We start from the raw sequence: 17,718 nt of genomic DNA, 5'->3' as shown, positions 1-17,718 counted from the left end.
AGATCAGATACTGTCGAATATGGGGGTATTGATAGACGAGATCTCTCGTAATATGGCGGATTTTCAACGCTGTATCCAATAATTGGATCAAATCAGAGAGTATCAGAGATGGAATGACGGTTATGGTTTCTTTGCAGTTGATCATAATGGTGAATTACTAAGTGCTGATGTTAAAAACTCTACGGGCAATAATCTGTTCGATCAAAGTGCGATCGTGGCCATTAAAAAATCCTCCCTTTTTATTGAAATACACGGGTTGGTTCGTGAGGATTTCGAGAGAAATTTTAAAAAGCTATATATTGAATTCAGCCCTGTAGACTTATCGAGGTAAGTAGTGATTTATGTGAGATATTTGGGTCTGGTCTGGATTGAGTTAGCACTAGGTTTTATTAAAATAGATAATTTCTTATAAGGAAATAAGATGAAGTCAATAATTGTTATCTTAGCCGGGTTGTGGACATCCTGGCGCTATACGGATCTGTACTCAGATCAGACACTGTTTAATATGATTGCTCCTTTAGGTGTCTTTATCTTTCTTATTTCATTGCTGCTGTGGCTGCTGCTGATGACTCCGCTGGGTGGTCGGGCTGGCAGAGCTGATGGTTATGGTAGTGACAGCAGTGACTTTGGCGGTGACTCCTGGGGGGGCGATGGCGGTGGTGATTAATGGCCTTGTATCCGTGCGATCACTGCTTTTAGCTTTAATTTTCTATATGTCGAAATACCTCTCTGTTGAGTGATGTCCCCAGTAATATTGCTGATGGAATTAAATCCCGACGTTGGCTTTACGCTTGTTAAGCACATCCGGGACTGACCCCTCAGTATGCCCGGTGCTGGCATAACCCTGCCATCTACGCCGTAACGTTTCAGACAAAACCCTTCTGGCCAGCGACACCGTCGCTATCCTGAGTTGCCTGGTGGCACCGCGACAGTGATTCAGGAAGCGCCGCTGTATAGATACTGTGATAGAGAGTGCTGGCATATGCTCTGCACAATTAGGTCTCTTAGTGGGGAGCTATCCGGGTTACTTTTCTCAAGAACAGATATATTGTCTAGAGCAGAGTCTTTTACGGAAAGTATCTATGCAGTCTTATAATAAAAAAAATATTATCCTGGGTTTGTGTGCTGCCTGTGTTATCGGTGTTTTACCTTTTATCGTATTGCGTTTGATGGAGCAGCTCTGGCTGATGGTTGCGGTTGATTTTACTGCTTTAGTGGGGGCTATCCTCATTGGGGTGTATGTCATTAAAAGTGATAAGTTACGCATAGCCTGTATTATTCTCACCGCATTATTTCTCGTCACCGTGGTTGTGGTGGTTAACATCAGGGGGCCATCGCTTATCTATTGGTTCTATCCGGCCATGATTACCGGGTACTTCCTGCTTAAACCGCTGGAAGCGTTGATTGTTAATATTCTGGCGCTGTTTGCGATTTTTCCCGTTATCAATAGCCAGCTGCTTTTGATCGAACAACTGAGTGTTCTGTTTACCATTAGCCTGGTGAATGTTTTTTCATATATCGTTTTCCGGAGTATGGCAGGGTATCAGGATGTACTGACACAGCAGGCGACTCAGGACGGTTTAACCGGTGCGGGTAATCGTCGCTTGTTTAATTATCACATGGAACAGTTTTTTGCTGCAGCAACCGAGCAGCATACCCCCCTGTCACTCATCATCCTGGATATCGATAATTTCAAAACTATCAACGATACTTTTGGCCATGCAAAAGGGGATGAGGTGCTCAGCGCTGTTCTGAGGTTACTGAATTCAAGGCTGAGAAAGTCTGATACGATCTATCGTCTCGGGGGTGATGAGTTCGCCATCGTACTCAGTGAAGCCAGCGGTGATGCCGCTGTCAGCAAAGCTGAAGAGTTATGTCGCCTGGTGAGCAACACTCGGTTGTGTGCTGATATCCGGGTAACGGTCTCATTTGGAGTAGCTGAAAGACAGCCAGGCGATGAGATCAACGATCTGGTTGCCCGTACAGACAGCTTACTTTATCGGGCCAAAGAAGAGGGGCGCAACCGGGTATGCGTTGATTAAGTGTCATCATGTACTTAGTTGGTGTATTTAAAGCTCAAAATACCTTCCCGGCGTTTTCCCCAGTGCCTTGCGGAACATAGTGATAAAGGCACTCTGACTGCTGTAACCCAGGTCTTGGGCAACATTGGCGACTGCATCCCCCTGGGCGATGCGGGTCAGAGCCGCCAGCAGGCGCACCTGTTGCCGCCACTGCCCGAACGTCATCCCCGTTTCCTGACGAAAATGGCGGGCCAGAGAGCGGGCGCTGGTGCCCAGCTCGGTTGCCCACTCATCTATTGAGCGCGGGTCGGCGGGGTTATCTCTCAGCCTGTGGGCGATCACAATCAGGGATTTACTTTTGGGATGCGGCAGATGGAGAGGGGCCTCGGGAATGGTTTTAAGCTGATCAAGAAACACCTGAACGATACGTCCCTGCGTGCCGTCCTCATCATAGAGGGTATCAAAGGAGACCATCTCCAGAATCAGCTCCCGCAACAGAGGGGTTACATGGATGACCTGACAGTGATCGGGCAGATCTCTGGAGGCTTCAGGCGCAATATAGACATTGCGCATCTGTACCGGATGAATAGTACGGGCATCGTGTTCGATAAAGGCGGGAATCCATACCGCCCGTTGCGGCGGTACTACCCAGTAGCCAATATCCCGGGCTGATACCTGAATCAGTCCGTCGGCGATAAACAGCAGTTGTCCCCAGCCATGACTATGGTAAGGCGAATAAAATCCCGCTTCGTGGTCTGCTTTACGGATCACGACCCGACGGGGAACGTGTTCCAGCCGGTTGACCGGTTGTCCATCCAGGGTTACCCAGTGTTTGGGGATTTCAGGTAGCTCTGTCTGTTTCTCGATATAAATTGGCATGGTTTATTGTATACGCCAGTTTGGATCTTTTTTAAAGTAGCCAGAGAAATTAATTGAGTCATCAGGTCGGGTATTGTTGCGTTGTTAAGAATGTCCGCTTGTACAGGAGTTATTATGGTGAACTTTATCCGTCGCCCGGAGTTATTTTTGTTTTTGCTGGCGGGTGCGATGCCCCTGTCGATGGGGGTGTGGATGGCATTGTTGAATAACTTCGCCATTGAGAAAGCGGCTTTTACCGGGGTTGAGATCGGTATTCTGCAATCTTTGCGTGAGATTCCCGGGTTTATCTCTTTTGGCGCGGTGCTGTTGCTGGTGTTGATGCGTGAGCAGACTCTGGCTCTGGTCTCGATGTTACTCCTGGGGCTGGGAACCGCTGCCACCGGATTTTTTCCCTCAGAGGTCGGCCTGTACTGCACTACCGTGCTGATGTCGATGGGGTTTCACTACTATGAGACCATGAACCAGTCGCTGTCACTACAGCTGTTCAGCAAGGAGGAAGCCCCCCATCGCCTGGGGCAGATGGTGGCGATTGGTTCGTTTGCCAGTCTGGTGGCGTTTGCGCTGGTATGGCTGGCGTTGGATATCTCCGGTTTATCGATGCAAACGGTTTATCTCCTCGGTGGTGGCGTTACTGTAGGCATCACTCTGTTTTGCTGGCTGGCGTTTCCCCGACTGGAGGGCAAGGTTGAGCAACATAAAAAACTGTTGTTGCGAAAGCGTTACTGGCTTTACTACGCGCTGGTATTTATGGGCGGTGCCCGGCGGCAGATCTTTATGGTGTTTGCCAGCTTCCTGATGGTGGAGAAGTTTGGTTTTTCTGCCGGTGAGATCTCTATTATGTTTCTCATCAATGGTGCCTTGAATATGATCTGTGCGCCCCGGATTGGCGCGCTGATCGGTTTCTGGGGTGAACGTAAAACCCTTACCATTGAGTATATCGGGCTGATTATCGTGTTTACAGCCTACGCTATTGTGTCAGATCCCTGGATTGCGGTGGGGCTGTATATTGCCGACCATCTGTTGTTCTCCATGGCAATAGCGCAGAAAACCTATCTGCAGAAAATTGCCGACCCGAAGGATCTGGCTTCCACCGCTGGGGTGTCTTTCACCATCAACCATATCGCTGCAGTGGCGTTGCCTGCCGCCTATGGGGTGTTATGGCTTATCTCTCCGGCGGCGGTGTTTCTCACCGGTGCCGCGCTGGGTGGGGTGTCGCTGATACTGGCGCGGATGGTGCCTGAGAAGCCCGCGCCAGGAGAGGAAGTGATACTGTTTTCGGGGAAAATCGCAAACGCTTCATAAGTTTGTGTGGCGAGCCGAGGCTCTGTCCAGGGCGGGTTCACTTATATGGGGTTGTAAAAGCGCCTAATCCGGATGGCTTTGCACAGCGTTGACAAACTGGGACAGGACTGGAAAGAGTATCCTGTCCTTTTTTGTCTGCGTCAGACTCAATTTTGGCAATCGAGACTGTGTTGAATAGAGAGTTGTCTCTGCCCTGTCGGTCAGCCCCCAAGCGCTGTTATAAGGGGGCTGATGAATCGAATATTTTTCGGCTTTTCAACTGGTCTCCATAAGAAAACCAGGTTTTCCAACTATAAAATCCTGATTTCTTCAGTATCTTCTGCCTTTCTGCAACAGGCTCGTCTGACAATAAAAAAGTTCGAAATAGAGCGCTGTAACGAAGAAATACTCTGTCTTACGACAGCTGATCTGTTTCATAGGTAAGTACTATATTAACTAACATTAACTTTATAAATATTTAACTAACTGATGGATCTATTGTACTTTCGAATAACGGCGAGGGGATATCAATGACACACTGACGATATCAAGCAGTGTCATCCTTTAGCAGAAACAGCTCTCGAAGCTGATTTTTTTGAGCTAAAATAATTAATCATGATTATTTACATTAATTGTTTAAGTCGCTCAATTTGGAGATAAAATGGCTGAAATTCAGCGAAAGTACCGTAAACAGAAACTATCTGACCTCATTGTTGATGAGGTGAAGTCGATGATTGTTGCTGAAGAGCTGTTGCCGGGTGATCGCCTGCCTAATGAAAAGGATCTGATTGATCAGTTTGGCTGCTCCAAAGGCACGGTCAGGGAAGCCCTGAAGGCGCTTGAGGTTGAAGGGCTTGTGTATACCCGTCCAGGCCCGGGAGGTGGGGCTTACCTTTCTGAAGTTGGAACTGAACCTGCCAGCAAGATGCTGCGAAACTATTTATATTTTAATCACCTTTCTGCGGAACAGATTTACCAGATGCGCAAGCTGATTGAGGTTGAATTGGCGGTGTCGGTGGTTGGAAAGCTGACTCAGGCCGACTTTGAACTGCTTGAAGCGCATACCAACAGCTGTGCGACTCCGCCTGAATCTGAAGATCAGCAGCGCAGCCAGAGAATCGCAGAGCTTGAGTTTCATAATGTGTTGTCTGATGCATGTCCAAATCCCTTGTTGAGCTTTATGGGGCGTTTTCTGAACGAGGCGCTCAGAGATCTGGTCGTGCTGAAAAAGTCCTATCAGATTGATGCTTACCAGTTTACGCAATCCAATGTTGATTATCACGAGCGCTTACTTGATGCCTATCGCGCAGAAGATGAAGCACAGGTGCGCAGGTTGATGGGTGAACATATGTGCGAAGCTGAGGCGCATTTCGTTGCGCTGGACGGCAAGATTTCAAAAAAAATGTAATACCCAGGGTATTCAGCTACCCAGCAAAAAGAGCTTGTTGAACAGGCCGGACACAATAATAAGTTGTACATGAGAAGCTTCAAATTAAGGCAAATAAATAGAAGAGCAATTAAACCTTAGAGGAAAGCAGTATGAAAAAGATAATGTTGAGGAACGTCCTGATATCCGCGGTATTGTCGGCAACGAGCTCTCTTACGCTGGCTGCAGATGGCATTACTGTCTACGGTGTAAAATCAGTGTCCGGTGCATTTGCCAGTTATGGTAAATACGCAGACATGGGCTCTAAACTGGCCGTAGAGGATTATGGCGATCTGTTGGGGCAGAGCGTCCACTATGAGACGATTGATACCGAGGGCAATGCGGGTAAAGCGGTGCGTAAGGTTCAGGAAGCGATCAGTCAGGACAACGCCCGCTTTTTTGATGGTGCAACGCTCTCTTCTACGGCGCTGGCTATCGGTAAAGAGGTTAACAAGGTTAATGGTGTTTTCATCACCCCGGCGGGTGCCGATGAACTGACCGGAAGCGATTGTAACATGTCCACTTTCCGCTGGTCTGTGCCGACCTATGGTGCTATCCGGCAAACCGTGAAACCGCTGATTGATAAGTTTCCGGAGAAAAAACGCTGGTACACCATCACACCTCAGTATGTGTTTGGCGAGGCGCTGTTGAACAATGCCAAGGCGGTATTTGCCGAGGAAGGTATCGAACATGTTGGTAACAGTTATCACTCCCTGAAAGAGCAGGAGTTCTCCGGTTACCTCACCAACGCGATGGCGGCACAACCGGATGTTCTGTTGTTGCTGAACTTTGGTTCTCAGTCATCGAATGCGCTGCGCCAGGCTGTTAATTTCGGTCTGAAAAATCAGATGACCATTCTGGTCGCCTGGTCATCCGGTCTTGATCAGTTACAGGAGCTGGGTCCGGATATTGCCGAAGGCGTGTATTTCGGTGCGCAGTACTGGCACACCGTGGACACACCCATGAACAAGGCGTTGGTTAAGCGGGTGAAAGAGGTTTACGGTATGAACCCTAACTACCCTCTGGCCGCTGACTATATCAGCACCACTGTGATTCTGGATGCGATTGCTAAGGCCGGAACAACCGATAGTGCTGCGGTTGCTAAAGCGCTGGAAGGAGCCACGTATGAAGGCCCAACCGGAAGCGAAGTGATTCGTAAAGCCGATCATCAGGTTCTGAAAGACTACTATCTGCTGGAAGGTAAACCTGCCGCAGACATGGCCGATCAGGACGATTATGTCAATATCATCAGTTCTGGAAAGTCGTTTCCGGATGAATCAGCTCTGACGTGCAAGCGTAGCTAAATCAGTATTCGTATCCCGGTGATACCGGGATACGGCATATATTCGTTGTGCAGGAGCGATCCGATGAGTCTTTATCTGTTTCAGATACTGAATGGTGTCGGACTGGGGATGATCTATTTTCTGATTTCGGTTGGACTGACGATTATCTTTGGTCTTTTAAATTTTGTTAACTTTGCCCACGGTGCTTATTACCTGATCGGGTCATATCTGTGCTTTACCGTCGTAGCACTAACGGGAAATTTCTGGCTGGCTTTAGCCATAGCACCTATTGCTGTAGCGATACTGGCCCTGATTACTGAAAGAATACTGATTAAACGCGCTTATCATCTGCCACACACTTATCACATTCTGATAACCCTTGGCATAGCACTGATTATTCAGGAACTGACGATCTCAATCTGGGGGCCCATCGGTAAATCTGTCGCGGTGCCTGAGGCGCTGCAGGGGGTCTTTCAGATGGGGAACTTTTTCTATCCGAAATACCGTTTATTCGTGATTCTTTTTTCGGCGGTTATCGCGTTTGCTCTTTGGTTGCTGCTTGAAAGAACCCGGTTTGGCGCGCTGGTGCGAGCCGGAAGTGAGGATACTGAAACCGTTTCTTTACTGGGAACCCACATCCATAAACTGTTTTCGCTTACCTTCGCGCTGGGTGTCGGTCTGGCCGGCGTTGCTGGGGTGCTGGCTGCCCCGATCCGGGGGGTACATCCTTTTGTTGGCGTTGAGGTGTTGGGTATAGCCTTTGTTGTCGTTGTGATTGGCGGTATGGGGTCGTTCACCGGGGCATTGGTTGGTGGTCTGATTGTCGGTCTGGTGCAGAGTCTGATGACAACTATCTGGCCACAGGGTGCAAGCCTGATGATTTATGGTGCGATGGCGTTTGTTATTTTGTTACGTCCATACGGTTTGTTCGGGAGAGCCTGATTATGATGAAGCAGAAAAGATCATCGCTGCTTGGTGGGGTTACTCTGGCAACCCTGGCAACGGTTATACTGATGCCTCTGTTGCTGCCTTCGGCAACTCTGGCGACCGAAATCCTTATTTTTGCGATGGCGGCACTGGCCTGTAATCTGCTGCTGGGATATACCGGATTACTCTCCTTTGGTCAGGGGATTTTCTTCGGTGGCGGTGCTTATATCGCGTCAATATGCATGATCCACTGGAATTTTGGCCTGCTCAGCGCTTTGCTCAGTGCGATGTTGGCTGGGGCGTTACTGGCGGGCCTGGTAGGGGCGTTATCTATTCGCCGTAAAGGGATCTACTTTGTCATGCTGACATTGTCGTTCTCACAGATGGCCTATTTTATCGCTTACAGTGTGAGTGACTGGACCGGCGGTGATAATGGTCTGCTGGATATTCCACGTCCGGCATTAACCCTGCTTGGATTTGAAATCAGTAACCTGGTGTCAAGCGAGGCATTCTACGCCTTTGTCGCTACCCTGTTTATGCTGATCTTTATTTTTGCCCGCCGGGTTATCCATTCTCCCTTTGGCACAACACTGGTAGCCATTCGGGAAAATGAGAATCGTGCCTCAGCGGTGGGGTTCTCAACCAACCATTTCAAGTTACTGGCGTTTGTTATTTCAGGGGGGATTACCGGTATAGCCGGAGCGTTGTACGCGATGTTGCTGAACTTTGCACCTCTCTCGAATATCGAGTTACAGATGTCTGAGAACATACTGATCATGACCATCATTGGTGGCACCGGCTCGCTGTTTGGCTCTATTCTGGGGGCGGGATCAATCGTCTTGCTGGGTGATGTACTGTCATCTGTCTGGCCCCGCTGGATGATTTTGCTGGGTATTGCTCTGATTGCGGTGGTGCTGTTTATGCCTTCAGGTTTGTGGGGCGGCCTGGGTTCAATTGCTGATCGCTGGCGTGAGTATCGCCGCTCAAAAGAGCCGGATGCGAAATCCCGGGAGGCTAACTGATGAACGATTACATACTTGAAACAGAAGGCCTGGGTTTACGTTATGGCGCTTTTGCCGCGCTGGGCAGTGTTGATCTGAAAATACGGCGGGGCTCAATCCATACGGTGATTGGTCCCAATGGCGCGGGTAAAACCACACTGTTCCATTGCTTAACGGGAGAACGCAAACCGTCCAGCGGCAATATTCAGTTTGCTGGCACAAATATTACCAGCCAGGCTGCGCATAAACGTGTCGCTGCGGGCATGTCCCGCTCATTCCAGATCACCAGCCTGTTCCAGAACCTGAGTGTGCATGAGAATCTGCGCCTGGCTGCCCAGGGAAGAGATGGACTGGGAGCCCTGGCGTTCTGGTACTCAGATCAGCATCGTCGCGAACATAGTGACAAGGCTGACGAAGTGATTGAACGGATTAAGCTGGGGGCGGTCGCGGATACCTGTGCCGGCGAACTTTCCCATGGGCAACAGCGAGTGCTTGAGGTTGGTATGGCACTGTGCAGCAATCCGCAGATGCTGCTTCTGGATGAACCGACATCGGGGATGGGGGTTGATGATATCCCGGTGATGACGCAGCTTATTGCAGAACTTGGACGCGATCACACGGTTATGCTGATTGAACACAACATGCGCCTGGTGATGTCGATTTCAGACCGGATTACGGTGATGCATCAGGGCAATATCCTGATTGAGGGTGACCCGGATGAGGTGAGCGGTGATGAACGGGTTAAGAAAGCCTATCTGGGGGAGAGCGGATCATGAAACTTGAGCTGAATAATGTTCACTCCTATTACGGTAAAAGCCATGTCCTTGAGGGGCTTTCTCTTGAAGTGGGCCCAGGCGAACTGGTGACGCTGCTGGGGCGAAACGGCGCCGGTAAGACCACCACGCTGCGCAGTATCGTTGGCATTGTTAAACCTAAGCAGGGTTCGATCCGGTTTAACGATGTTGAGCTGGTGGGTAAAGAGGTCTTTGAGATCGCCCGTTACGGTATCGCACTGGTGCCTGAGCATCGGGGGATCTTCAGTCTGCTGAGTGTGGAGGAAAATCTATCGATAGCGGTGCGGGCTGGCAGTCGCTGGAGCATGTCCGACGTTTATCAAATGTTCCCGCGGTTATATGAACGGCGCAAAAATGGCGGTAATGAGCTATCCGGTGGTGAGCAGCAGATGCTGGCCATGGCCCGGGCTCTGGTGAATAACCCACAACTGTTATTGCTTGATGAGCCGACTGAGGGGCTGGCTCCGGTGATCGTTGATGAGATCGTGCGCATTCTTGAGCGCATCAGAGAAACCGGTGTATCGGTATTATTGGTTGAACAGAACCTGGCCGTCTGTGAGCGACTTGCCGACAGACACTATGTCCTTGAACAGGGAAATATTGTTTACAGCGGTACAGGTGAAGATTTCCGCCAGCAGGAAATTATAAAAGACCGCTATCTGGCGGTTTAGACAACCGGCTTTCAGGATAATGAATGATGAATGAAATGAGCATAGAAAAGTTAGCGTCTGAGCTGTTAACAGTAGACCGGGAGCGGCTCTGGAATAGTCTGATGGAGCAGGGCAGGATCGGCGAAACCGAAAAAGGTGGTTTAAACCGTCTTGCACTGACTGACCTTGACCGGCAAGTACGGGAACTCTTTATCCGCTGGTGTACCGAAGCGGGTTGTGAAGTCAGCGTTGATCAGATCGGAAATATTTTTGCCCGTCGGGCAGGGCGCGATAACAGCTTGCCGCCGGTGATGACTGGCAGCCATATCGATACCCAGCCGACCGGTGGTAAGTTTGATGGCTGTTTTGGTGTGATGTCAGGACTGGAAGCGATACGTCGCCTGAATGACCTGAAGATTGAAACTATCGCGCCGATTGAAGTGGTTGTCTGGACAAACGAAGAGGGATCTCGCTTTCCCCCCTGCATGATGGGGTCGGGTGTTTTTACCGGACAGTTTGATCTTGATAGTACTCTGGCGGTATGTGACAGCGAGGGAGTCTCTGTCGGACAGGCTTTACAGAGTATTGGCTTTGCCGGAGAGCGTCCGGTAACCGGGCATCGGGCATCTGCATACTATGAAGCGCATATAGAACAGGGGCCAGTGCTGGAGGATGAACAGAAAACTATCGGTGTTGTCATTGGTGCGCTAGGTCAGAAATGGTTTGACCTGCGCATTACCGGTGTTGAAGCCCATGCGGGGCCAACGCCGATGAATCTGCGCCATGATGCGGGGCTCGCTGCTGCGCATATCATGCTATTCGTTAATCAACTGGCACTCGACCATGCCCCTCATGGGCGTGGAACGGTTGGTTGTCTTGAGCTGTTCCCCGGATCAAGAAATGTAATTCCGGGGCAAGTCGATCTTTCAATAGACCTGCGTCACCTTGAGGCTGAGGTTCTGGAGGTTATGGTTCAGGCGTTGAAAACAGAAATCAGCCGGATCGAGCAACAGTTTGGCGTCTCCACCGAGCTGAAACCTACCGCAGACTTTGCTCCACTGGCCTTTGCACCTGAGTGTGTTGCCGCGGTTCGCGGCGCAAGTGAATCACTGGGGTACAGCCATTTAGATATTGTCAGCGGCGCAGGACATGATGCCATCTTTCTGGCGGAGATAGCGCCAGCCGGAATGATTTTTGTCCCCTGTGAGGGCGGTATCAGTCATAACGAAATGGAGCGTGCAGATGCCGATGATCTGGCTGCCGGGGCTTCGGTGTTGCTAAATGCGTTGCTGGCAAGTGCCGGAAGGGGAGCCTGAGATGAATAATGAAAAGTTATCTTCGGATATTGCTGATTTTGATGCGGTCACGCTGAGCCGCCTTTACCGGGAGGGTTCGTTGTCTCCGGTAGAAGCGACAGAGGCCTCCCTGGCCCGGATTGACGCCTGTAATTTACAGGTGAACGCATACTGTTATGTTGATGCTGAAGGTGCGCTTAAAGCGGCGAAAGAATCGGAGCAGCGCTGGTTAACGGGGAAACCACAGAGCCCGATTGATGGGGTTCCCTCATCCATTAAGGATCTGACCCTGGTTGCGGGTATGCCAAATCGTAGCGGCTCACTGACCAGCTCTGCTGAACCGGCCACTGATAATGCTCCCTTCACGGCGCGGATGCTGGAAGCCGGCGCAGTGATTCTGGGAAAAACCTGTACCCCCGAGTTTGGCTGGAAAGGGGTCACCGATAACCGTCTTACGGGAATTACCCGCAACCCCTGGAATACCGCGCTGACTGCCGGCGGATCTTCTGGCGGTGCGGCTGCGGCTGCAGCTCTGAATATGGGGGTGTTGCACCAGGGGAGTGATGCGGGAGGCTCTATCCGAATTCCCGGAGGGTTCTGTGGTGTGTTCGGTATCAAACCCACCTTCGGTTTTATCCCTCAGTGGCCTGCCAGTGCCATGACCACGCTTTCCCATCTCGGGCCGATGACCCGCAGCGTCGAAGATAGTCTGCTGATGCTGGATGTCGTCGCCCAGCCAGACTCCCGCGACTGGTATTCCGATCGTCTCTTTTCCGGTAACTGGAGTGCGATTCCGGATCTGCCTCTGAAAGGGGTTAATATCGCCTATAGCCCGACACTGGGATATGTTGATGTCGACCCTGCAGTACGGGCTGAGGTCGACCACGCAGTCAGCCTGCTGGTGGATCTGGGGGCCAACGTCGAGGAGGTTGATCCTGGGTTTACCGATCCGGCCGAGATCTTTTCAACACTCTGGTTTGCCGGTGCCGGTAAAGTGGTTCAGGGCTTCAGCGAGGCGCAACGGGAGCTACTCGACCCGGGCTTTCGCCGGATCGGAGAGTCGGGTAGTAAAATTGATATTGTCACCTATATGAAAGCCGTTGATGCAAGGGCTGCTTTAGGGGTGTTGATGAACCAGTTTCATCAGCGTTTCGATCTGTTGCTGACGCCAACCCTGCCGATCACTGCTTTTGCCGCGGGACGTAATACGGTGGATGATGGCCAGAAAGAGTGGATGGAGTGGACCCCATTTTCCTACCCGTTTAATCTGACACAACAGCCTGCAGCAACGGTTCCCTGTGGATCTGTCAACGGTTTACCCGTAGGTCTGCAACTGGTTGCAGCAAGAGGGGATGATGCCCGTTTGCTGGCGGTGGCCAGACGCCTGATGCAAGTCTGTAAAACAGATACCCTCAGTTCACCAGTGATCGCTGCCCCGGTATAGTGGTGTAGTCATGTGATTGAAGGTAGGCGTCAGACAGAACAGGGCTGTGTGTAATCACCAGCCCTGTGTTTTATTGGCAATAAACGGCTTTAGCTCTCCTCTAAAACGGGGTTAAACTCTCTCTAGGGCATGCTTATGGGGCTTCGTTTTAGCAAACACAATGGTTCCCAGCGCAATAATCCCCAGCAACCAGCTGTAATGGATATTACCGATGATCAGCAGCGGTGAGAGTCCGGCGATTGAGCCTGCCAGCAGTACCTGTGCGCCGTAGGGTAACAGCCCCTGCACTACGCAGGAGAATATATCCAGCAGACAGGCACTGCGTCGTGGGTCAACGTGCTGACGCTCGGCAATATCTTTTGCCAGTCCGCCACAGATAATGATGGCAACGGTATTATTCGCGGTACAGATATTGGTCAGGACAACTGCGCTACTGATCGCCGCTTCACCTGCCCGGGGACTGGCTTCCGGCTTATCTCCTTTTGACGTTACACGTTCAATCTGGCGGGCCAGAAACTCCAGTCCACCCTGGGCTTTCATCAATGCTCCCAGACCACCAATCAGCATTGACAGAATCAGAATCTCCTGCATCCCGGTATAGCCGGCATAGATATCTTTGGCGTATTGGGCGATGCTGTAACCTTCATGCCCCGTCAGGCCGATAGCGCCCGCCAGCAGAGTGCCGCTGAACAGTACCAGAAATACATTCAGGCCGCTGAGCGCCATCACCAGTACAGCAAGGTAGGGCAGCACCTTGATGAGCTGATATTCGTTGTCCTGAGTAATGCTGGCATCAGCGCCCTGAAAATAGAGCCAGCCGAGAGTGAGCAATGCCGCGGGCAGGGCTATTTTAAAGTTCATCCGGAACTTGTCACGCATATCGCAGCCCTGCGAGCGGGTCGCGGCAATGGTGGTATCGGAGATGATGGACAGGTTGTCACCGAACATTGCACCGCCAACCACTGCGCCGATGCAAAGCGGCAGAGACAGATCGCTGACTTCGGTCAGCCCCAGTGCAATGGGTGCCATCGCCGCGATAGTGCCCATTGAGGTACCCATTGCGGTAGCGATAAAGGCGGTAATTACAAACAGCCCTGGCAATACCAGTTCAGAAGGGATGACGCTCAGGCCAAAATTGACCGTGGCATCAACGCCACCCACGGCCTTCGCAACACTGGCAAATGCCCCGGCAAGCAGGTAGATCAGGCACATGGTGATGATGTTACTGTCACCAACCCCCGCGATAAAGGTTTCCAGGCGCTGATTCAGTGTGCCCTTATCCAGCAGCAGAGCCAGGACGATCGCAGGCAGGATCGCGACCGGTGCAGAGATCTGATAGAAGGCGAAATCGATATTAGCTGACTGGTAGTAAACACCGCTGCCGATAAACAGGGCGAGAAAGAGTAGTAACGGTAAAAGTGCGAGCGGATTAGCTCTCATTTCAGGCTCCCGGAGTACAGAAAGTAATATGCTGAAACAGCCAGCAGAACCAGAGAGGTGATCCCGGCCGCGAAACAGTATGGATCTCAATACTGCGCTTTCAGACCAGGTTCAGCGGAACCGGTTGCTGATTATCGTCTGCCGATAAGCAGAGTCAGCATGAAAAAAGCCCGCCAGTCTTTTGGATGGCAGGCAGAAATACAGGCGAGTAGTCTACCCGGTAGGTAGTCTCGCTGTTTAAGCCGGGCATTATACCGGCTGGATAATTCAAGGCTAATATTGATTTACTATAAAGCTGGTATTTTGGTTATAACTGCCAGATTATTAATAACTATTGGTGATAATGTCGGCTGGCGTCTGAACTGTAAATCTGCGGAATTACCCGCCTCCGGTTTCATCCGCTGCGGCAAAACAATAGCTGTTTTTCTGGGTGCGCTTTGCCTCATACATCGCCTGGTCAGCCTCATGCAAAAGTGACTCCAGAGGCAGTCCCTTGAAGTGTATGGCGATGCCGATACTGATGCCCACGGTTAACGCCTGCTGATTAAAGACAAAGGGTTGCTCCATTGTGTTAATAATTCGCTGGGCGATAATTTCCAGCTGTCTGCGGTTACCAAAAGAGGGCAGTATTGCGGCAAACTCATCGCCTCCTAGTCTGGCCAGGGTATCGGTTTCGCGGAGTATTTCTCTAAGTCGAAAGGCAAACTGTTTTAAAACATAGTCACCGGCCTCATGGCCGTAGAGGTCGTTAACCGGTTTGAAGCTGTCAAGGTCCATGTAGAGTAGTGCTAATGGCTCTTCAGTCCGCTTGAAGCTGGCCAGTTGTAATTCAAGAATCTGGATGAACAGATTGCGGTTGCACAGTCCGGTGAGCATATCATGGTGGGCGAGATGCTCAATTTGTTGTTGCGCAATCAGATTTTTTCGCTGGATTCTGAAATACAGCAGTGTTCCTGCTCCGGTCACGATCGCTATTAAAATGAAAAACATCACCAGAGGGGCGAGTATGTTGTTGTAGGCGATAGAGACCTCTTCAGGATTTGCCAGTGAGACTAACTTCCATTCGGGCCAGCGCAGCTTCGATGACTGTGTGTTTTGGTCAATACTATCCGAATCGGATCGCCCGGTCGCAATGGTGGCAAAGATAAAGTAACCATACGGCGAAGCGATGGCGCCCTTGGCTTTTTCTCTGATCTGCGGCCAGATTCCAGGGTAGTACTTCTCCATAGTCCGGTCTTTATATTCCGGAAACATAAAGGCCCAGGCCGCTTCGCGCTCACGGCCAAACAGCCAGTAACCATTTTCATTCAACAGCATCAACTCGCCAGTGGTATTTTCAGCATCCTGTTTTAACTGGGTGAACAGCGCTGAGGCATTCAGGTTGATAATGATAATGCCGCGTTTAATGCCCTGACGATCAAAAACCGGGCTTGCGGTGCGCACAATCGGTTTATAAGGCAACTCGATCCGCCCATGTTCAATATTAAGATCCAGCGGGGAGATATAAACCTGTCCGAGCTCCAGCCTGACAGCTTCAGTGAAGTAGTAGCGGTTATGTTTATTTTGTAAGTCAGCCTGGGGAATCACCACCGGTCCAAGGCTGCCCTGATCAACCCGTATTTTCTCATGCCCCAGGTTATCGATGAAGCGGATCTGCTCATAGAGCGGCTTGAGGGCCGCCAGGTTGACATAATCCTGGATGAGTCTGGACTGAGCTTCGGTATCCCCGCTGAGCCATAATCGCAGGTTTTCCTGTTGGGCTAACATCAGTGTGTCCAGTGCGGCTTTCGATATCCGGTCGTTGAGGCTGTTTTTGATCAGTGCAAGCTGAGGGGCTTCCTGATCGACCGCATGTCTCATATAGGTTTGGTGTTGTTGTTGGTAGACATTAAGCAGTAACAGTAAAAACAGACTCAGCGAAGCGAGGTAACAAAACAGCAAAAAACTGCGTAATGCCAGAATTTTATCGACCAGAGCATGCTGTTTGAGAGGGATAAGGTTCGTTGGTTTTAGCAGCAGATAATGGATTAACAGTGTCGTTATCAGGGCAAAAGACAGACCATCTAAGATGAGGATGGTTAGTCCTGTCGCGGATATTTTTATCAGCGGAAAGATCAGCATTAACATGCTCTCTACGCCAAAAGCGATGATGCCTGTTCGTAAGAGCATCGACTCGGAATTCAGATCATTGCGCGCCGTCAGTTTTTGAGACTTTACAAAATAGCGAACCAGTATGACGGAGATTGTCGCGACTAAGGCCGCGTCGAGAAAAATTTCCAGCCAGAAAAAATTGCTAGCAATCTCCAGCTTCTGCATCGCCCGCATAATCAGCATTTCGGCTGACATCAGTAAAGTGAAGAGAAGCAGGTGGTATAACATGGGTTCTATGACGGCCTGTTCTGCGTTGTGCTGATATAACCTGTCCATGGGTTATCGGTTATCAGAGCATGAGCTGCAGCAAGAACCGTATTCATGTTAATCAGTTATATTATTTTATCCATAAAAAGTGTGGGCATTTTAACAGAGCTTAGCTAATCACAACAGTGATTATAGCCAGATAAGTTTGTGATATAAAAAAGCCTCCGAATGGAGGCTTTTGTTGTTCTCGTGCTTAATTTCAGGCGCCTATGATGCCGCCATCTTTACGCTGAATGGCCATGATGGTTGAGCGTGGTTTGCTATTTCCGCCAGCAGGGAAGTGCGATGGTTTGTCATCTTCACCCGGGTGCTGCACACCAATGAATACGGTGCGCTGGTCAGGTGTGAATGTCATACCGGTAATTTCACAGGCGATTGGCCCCGTTGCAAAACGACGTACCTCTCCTGTTTCCGGGTCAGCACAGAGCATCTGGTTGTTACCCATACCCGCGAAGTCGCCCTCGTTGGAGTATTTACCGTCAGTCAGAATCCACAAACGACCCGCTTTGTCAAAGCCCAGACCATCAGGACTGTTAAACATGTTTTCATCGTTAATGTTGGCAGAACCGGCGTAAAAATCTTTGTGCACGGTTGGGTTGCCGGCCACCAGGAACAGATCCCACTTAAAGGTAGAGGCACTGTTATCGCCATTGGTTTCGTTCCAGCGAACGATCTGACCATACTTGTTGTTGGCCCGTGGATTTGGACCACCTACAGGCTGGTTGTCTTTCTTACCCCGGTTTTTGTTGTTGGTCAGTGTACAGCAGACGGTTTTCGTCTTATGGTTGACCGCAATCCACTCAGGACGGTCCATGGTGGTGGCACCGACAACCGTTGCGGCTTCACGGGCATAGATCAG

General features: G+C 50.4%; 15 protein-coding genes. 11 read left to right on the top strand and 4 right to left on the bottom strand.

The window, feature by feature from the left end; all coding sequences use genetic code 11:
• The first annotated feature begins 421 nt into the window (after window positions 1–421).
• Both ACQY8X_RS18470 and ACQY8X_RS18465 read left to right on the top strand, forming a co-directional pair.
• Window positions 422–667, top strand: a complete 246-nt coding sequence (locus tag ACQY8X_RS18470) for a hypothetical protein (RefSeq protein WP_428036604.1) — start codon at window positions 422–424, stop codon at window positions 665–667.
• A 415-nt stretch (window positions 668–1,082) separates the two neighbouring features.
• Complete coding sequence (locus ACQY8X_RS18465) at window positions 1,083–2,042, top strand: GGDEF domain-containing protein (protein ID WP_428036603.1); 960 nt, start codon at window positions 1,083–1,085, stop codon at window positions 2,040–2,042.
• A 27-nt stretch (window positions 2,043–2,069) separates the two neighbouring features.
• Here ACQY8X_RS18465 and ACQY8X_RS18460 read toward each other — a convergent pair whose 3' ends face one another.
• On the bottom strand, window positions 2,070–2,900 hold the full coding sequence (locus ACQY8X_RS18460; RefSeq protein ID WP_428036602.1) for an AraC family transcriptional regulator: 831 nt from the start codon (window positions 2,898–2,900) through the stop codon (window positions 2,070–2,072).
• A 114-nt stretch (window positions 2,901–3,014) separates the two neighbouring features.
• Between ACQY8X_RS18460 and ACQY8X_RS18455 the strand changes: the two genes are divergently transcribed.
• From ACQY8X_RS18455 to ACQY8X_RS18415, 9 genes are all read left to right on the top strand, one after another.
• The gene (locus ACQY8X_RS18455) at window positions 3,015–4,202 is read left to right on the top strand and encodes an MFS transporter (protein WP_428036601.1); all 1,188 of its coding nucleotides are present in this window, start codon (window positions 3,015–3,017) and stop codon (window positions 4,200–4,202) included.
• Between the two features lie 640 nt (window positions 4,203–4,842).
• The gene (locus ACQY8X_RS18450; protein ID WP_428036600.1) at window positions 4,843–5,589 is read left to right on the top strand and encodes a FadR/GntR family transcriptional regulator; all 747 of its coding nucleotides are present in this window, start codon (window positions 4,843–4,845) and stop codon (window positions 5,587–5,589) included.
• Between the two features lie 131 nt (window positions 5,590–5,720).
• Complete coding sequence (locus ACQY8X_RS18445) at window positions 5,721–6,911, top strand: ABC transporter substrate-binding protein (protein WP_428036599.1); 1,191 nt, start codon at window positions 5,721–5,723, stop codon at window positions 6,909–6,911.
• 63 nt (window positions 6,912–6,974) lie between these two features.
• Window positions 6,975–7,832 (top strand): branched-chain amino acid ABC transporter permease, encoded by an 858-nt coding sequence (locus ACQY8X_RS18440; protein WP_428036598.1) that lies wholly within the window; start codon window positions 6,975–6,977, stop codon window positions 7,830–7,832.
• A 2-nt stretch (window positions 7,833–7,834) separates the two neighbouring features.
• Complete coding sequence (locus ACQY8X_RS18435) at window positions 7,835–8,839, top strand: branched-chain amino acid ABC transporter permease (RefSeq protein ID WP_428036597.1); 1,005 nt, start codon at window positions 7,835–7,837, stop codon at window positions 8,837–8,839.
• Entirely contained in the window at window positions 8,839–9,594 is a 756-nt protein-coding gene (locus tag ACQY8X_RS18430; RefSeq protein ID WP_428036596.1) for an ABC transporter ATP-binding protein, read from the top strand. The genes ACQY8X_RS18435 and ACQY8X_RS18430 overlap by 1 nt, the downstream gene beginning before the upstream one ends.
• The gene (locus tag ACQY8X_RS18425) at window positions 9,591–10,283 is read left to right on the top strand and encodes an ABC transporter ATP-binding protein (protein WP_428036595.1); all 693 of its coding nucleotides are present in this window, start codon (window positions 9,591–9,593) and stop codon (window positions 10,281–10,283) included. Before ACQY8X_RS18430 ends, ACQY8X_RS18425 begins: the two co-directional genes overlap by 4 nt.
• A gap of 23 nt (window positions 10,284–10,306) precedes the next feature.
• Window positions 10,307–11,578 carry a Zn-dependent hydrolase gene (locus ACQY8X_RS18420; RefSeq protein WP_428036594.1) on the top strand — a complete coding sequence of 424 codons (1,272 nt, stop codon included), beginning with the start codon at window positions 10,307–10,309 and terminating at the stop codon, window positions 11,576–11,578.
• 1 nt (window position 11,579) lies between these two features.
• Window positions 11,580–13,001 carry an amidase gene (locus tag ACQY8X_RS18415; protein ID WP_428036593.1) on the top strand — a complete coding sequence of 474 codons (1,422 nt, stop codon included), beginning with the start codon at window positions 11,580–11,582 and terminating at the stop codon, window positions 12,999–13,001.
• A 111-nt stretch (window positions 13,002–13,112) separates the two neighbouring features.
• Here ACQY8X_RS18415 and ACQY8X_RS18410 read toward each other — a convergent pair whose 3' ends face one another.
• The 3 genes from ACQY8X_RS18410 to ACQY8X_RS18400 form a co-directional block, all read right to left on the bottom strand.
• On the bottom strand, window positions 13,113–14,441 hold the full coding sequence (locus tag ACQY8X_RS18410; RefSeq protein WP_428036592.1) for a Na+/H+ antiporter NhaC family protein: 1,329 nt from the start codon (window positions 14,439–14,441) through the stop codon (window positions 13,113–13,115).
• Window positions 14,442–14,819: 378 nt separating this feature from the next.
• Entirely contained in the window at window positions 14,820–16,787 is a 1,968-nt protein-coding gene (locus ACQY8X_RS18405) for a diguanylate cyclase domain-containing protein (RefSeq protein ID WP_428036591.1), read from the bottom strand.
• A 271-nt stretch (window positions 16,788–17,058) separates the two neighbouring features.
• Window positions 17,059–17,718 (bottom strand): PhoX family protein (locus tag ACQY8X_RS18400; RefSeq protein WP_428036590.1); only part of this gene is annotated, 660 nt, incomplete at its 5' end.

The organism is Amphritea sp., from assembly GCF_050300915.1.
Taxonomy (GTDB): Bacteria; Pseudomonadota; Gammaproteobacteria; order Pseudomonadales; family Balneatricaceae; genus Amphritea.
This window is presented reverse-complemented; position numbering and strand designations above follow the sequence as displayed.

Bases quoted from the DNA above. Each gene is read 5' to 3' on its own strand.
- ACQY8X_RS18465 (WP_428036603.1), top strand. From the start codon at position 1,083: ATGCAGTCTTATAATAAAAAAAATATTATCCTGGGTTTGTGTGCTGCC.
- ACQY8X_RS18440 (WP_428036598.1), top strand. From the start codon at position 6,975: ATGAGTCTTTATCTGTTTCAGATACTGAATGGTGTCGGACTGGGGATG.
- ACQY8X_RS18470 (WP_428036604.1), top strand. From the start codon at position 422: ATGAAGTCAATAATTGTTATCTTAGCCGGGTTGTGGACATCCTGGCGC.
- ACQY8X_RS18450 (WP_428036600.1), top strand. From the start codon at position 4,843: ATGGCTGAAATTCAGCGAAAGTACCGTAAACAGAAACTATCTGACCTC.
- ACQY8X_RS18410 (WP_428036592.1), bottom strand. From the start codon at position 14,441: ATGAGAGCTAATCCGCTCGCACTTTTACCGTTACTACTCTTTCTCGCC.
- ACQY8X_RS18430 (WP_428036596.1), top strand. From the start codon at position 8,839: ATGAACGATTACATACTTGAAACAGAAGGCCTGGGTTTACGTTATGGC.
- ACQY8X_RS18425 (WP_428036595.1), top strand. From the start codon at position 9,591: ATGAAACTTGAGCTGAATAATGTTCACTCCTATTACGGTAAAAGCCAT.
- ACQY8X_RS18405 (WP_428036591.1), bottom strand. From the start codon at position 16,787: ATGTCAGCCGAAATGCTGATTATGCGGGCGATGCAGAAGCTGGAGATT.
- ACQY8X_RS18460 (WP_428036602.1), bottom strand. From the start codon at position 2,900: ATGCCAATTTATATCGAGAAACAGACAGAGCTACCTGAAATCCCCAAA.
- ACQY8X_RS18435 (WP_428036597.1), top strand. From the start codon at position 7,835: ATGATGAAGCAGAAAAGATCATCGCTGCTTGGTGGGGTTACTCTGGCA.
- ACQY8X_RS18415 (WP_428036593.1), top strand. From the start codon at position 11,580: ATGAATAATGAAAAGTTATCTTCGGATATTGCTGATTTTGATGCGGTC.
- ACQY8X_RS18455 (WP_428036601.1), top strand. From the start codon at position 3,015: ATGGTGAACTTTATCCGTCGCCCGGAGTTATTTTTGTTTTTGCTGGCG.
- ACQY8X_RS18420 (WP_428036594.1), top strand. From the start codon at position 10,307: ATGATGAATGAAATGAGCATAGAAAAGTTAGCGTCTGAGCTGTTAACA.
- ACQY8X_RS18445 (WP_428036599.1), top strand. From the start codon at position 5,721: ATGAAAAAGATAATGTTGAGGAACGTCCTGATATCCGCGGTATTGTCG.